This window comes from uncultured Candidatus Puniceispirillum sp., assembly GCF_963979125.1.
Taxonomy (GTDB): Bacteria; Pseudomonadota; Alphaproteobacteria; order Puniceispirillales; family Puniceispirillaceae; genus Puniceispirillum.
The window spans coordinates 1-2,720 of the sequence record NZ_CAXBVX010000164.1; the positions used below are offsets into that span (position 1 = coordinate 1).

The 2,720-nt window shown below is 49.6% G+C and carries 3 protein-coding genes; 2 read left to right on the forward strand and 1 reads right to left on the reverse strand.

All coding sequences use genetic code 11. From position 1 onward, the window contains the following. Window positions 1-666, reverse strand: a 666-nt coding sequence (locus tag ABNT28_RS10740; protein WP_348721590.1) for a DEAD/DEAH box helicase, incomplete at its 3' end; no start/stop codon positions are given. Between the two features lie 294 nt (window positions 667-960). Between ABNT28_RS10740 and ABNT28_RS10745 the strand changes: the two genes are divergently transcribed. Together ABNT28_RS10745 and ABNT28_RS10750 are read left to right on the forward strand one after the other, a co-directional pair. Beyond that, a complete protein-coding gene (locus ABNT28_RS10745; protein ID WP_332925258.1) occupies window positions 961-1,797 on the forward strand; it encodes a peptidylprolyl isomerase in 837 nt (278 codons plus the stop codon). Between the two features lie 50 nt (window positions 1,798-1,847). Continuing rightward, window positions 1,848-2,720 (forward strand): bifunctional ornithine acetyltransferase/N-acetylglutamate synthase (locus tag ABNT28_RS10750; RefSeq protein ID WP_348721591.1); only part of this gene is annotated, 873 nt, incomplete at its 3' end.

The following is a 2,720-nucleotide window of genomic DNA, read 5'->3' on the forward strand; positions in this document are numbered from 1 at the left end:
AGGGGTACGGGCTTCGTCAATAAGGATCGAATCCACCTCATCAACAATTGCAAAATGGTGGTCACGTTGCACCATATCTTCAAGCCGAAATTTCATATTATCGCGCAGATAATCAAACCCAAATTCGTTATTGGTGCCATAGGTTATGTCTGCATGATAGGCAGCGCGGCGGGCATCATCATCCATACCGGCAACAATACAGCCAACGCTAAGACCTAGCTTTTCATAAACCTTGCCCATCCAGGCAGCATCACGTGAGGCCAGATAATCATTCACAGTCACTACATGCACGCCCTTACCATCAAGCGCATTCAAAAATGACGCCAAGGTTGCCACAAGTGTTTTGCCTTCGCCAGTTTTCATCTCAGCAATCTGGCCGCTATGCAATGCCATACCACCCATAAGCTGCACATCAAAATGACGTTGCCCAAGCGCACGTTTTGCAGCTTCGCGAACCAGCGCAAAAGCCTCGGCAAGCATGTTATCTTTATCGGCACCGCCATCGACACGCGTGCGCAATTCATCCGCTTTTGTTTTCAGGCCAGTATCGTCCAGACCTTCATAGGTTGCCTCAAGTGCATTAATCGCGTCGATCTGCGGCATAAATCGTTTCACCGCGCGATCATTCGAGTTACCAAACAGGCTTTTTGCCAATGAACCTAACATCTAAAATCCTCCAGCCAAGCGGCTGTTCTAAAATAGGCACGAGACCTCAAACAGGCTCATTCGCACTCTCATGGACATAGGCATAGACAGCCGTTTTGTCAATCAGAACGCCTGTTATAGATCAACAAGAATCTTGTGCCTGTAAAGCTATGCTTGCAGTATCTTCTTGCCTTGGGTAACACTCTTTATACGAGCCCAACCGCACAGTTTGAAAAGTTATATGTGGTTGCGACATCCCAAGTTTATAGAAGCTACTAGCCACAAGTTTAAAAAAACACTCAGAAGGTCTTTTCAATGCAAGTTATTCTCCGTTCATTTTGTACAATTTCAATGATTATTCTAGCCAATATAGCGCATGCTGAAAACCGTGTTTCAGTTGCCAGCGTCAATGGTGAAACAATCTGGCTCGATCAGGTGATGCAGGCTGCCGAGGGGTTGCCACCAGAATACCGCAACAAGCCGATGCAGGATTATTTTGGCGATATTGTTGCCGACATCATCGATACCAAACTGGCGGCAAAAGCTGGTGAAGCTGCAAAGCTTGCCGATGACCCGCTTGTGCAAGACGCCATGAAACTGGCTTCCGAGCGCATTTTGGCTGAGGCGTGGCTGGCCGTAACCGTGCGTGAGAAGATGACAGATGAAGCCTTGCAACAGGCCTATGATACATTTGTGGCTGATGAAGCCTCGCGTGAACAGATTACCGCATCACATATTTTGGTTGCGGCGGAAGATGAGGCTGTCGCTATTATCAAAGACCTGAATGATGGTGCTGACTTTGCCGAAATTGCGAAAGAAAAATCAACGGGCCCAAGCGGCCCGAATGGTGGCGAGCTTGGCACCTTTGGCCGTGGCCAGATGGTACCCGCTTTTGAAACCGCTGCTTTCGCGCTTCCTGCTGGCAGTTTTTCGGCAAAGCCAGTGCAGACCCAGTTTGGCTGGCATGTCATCAAGGTTAGCGAAAAAGCTGTCAAACCTGCGCCGTCTTTCGACGATATGCGTGATCAACTTGTCAACAGCCTGTCACGCCAGCATCTTGGCCGGGTCATCGAAGGATTACGTGCCGATCAGAAAATCGAACTACGTAGTTTTGAAGATGTGCGCACCGAAGTGCAGGCAAAAGCACAGTAACAAAATCTGGGCGCGTCCAAGCTGGCGCGTAATATCAAAGGCGGTTCTGCATGTCCATTTCACCATTGGCACCTGACAGCTTTCCAGACATGCCGCATATCGGTGGCTTGTCGCTGGCAACCGCCGCCAGTGGCATGAAATATCAGGGGCGTGATGATATGTTTTTGATGCGCGGCGCACCGGAAAGCCATTTTGCAGGTCTTTTTACCCAGAGCGATACAGCCGCCGCCCCAGTTCAATGGAGTCAGGCGCGTCTGGCTAAAGGCACCTGTCAGTCCCGCCCAGCGGCAATTCTGACAAATGCAGGTAATGCCAATGCCTTTACTGGCAGCAAAGGACATCAAGCTACCATGGCAACCGCTGATGCGCTGGCAAACGCTGGTAATATCGACATAGATGCTATTTTACTGGCTTCAACTGGCGTTATTGGCGAGCCCCTTGATACTGACTGTCTGGCCGCCCAGATCCCACATCTGCTAGCGCATCAATCAACTAGCTGGCATGACGCCGCCAAGGCCATTATGACCACCGATACCTTTGCAAAAGGCGCAACCACCACTTGCCAGCTTGATGGCAAAATGGTCACCATTTGCGGCATTGCCAAAGGTTCCGGCATGATTGCACCCAACATGGCCACAATGTTGGGTTATGTCGCAACTGATGCGGCGGTTAGCTCTGATATGTTGTACCAGATGCTCAGCCGCGCAAATGCCAAAAGCTTCAACGCCATAACCGTTGATAGCGACACATCAACAAATGACAGCGTATTTGCCATCGCCACCGGCTATGCAGGCAATGATGAAATAACCCATGAAACACATGCTGATTTCGACCGTCTATGTGATGCTTTTGACCTAGTTATGATTGATCTAGCCAAGCAGATTGTACGCGATGGTGAAGGCGCCCAAAAATTCATCACTATA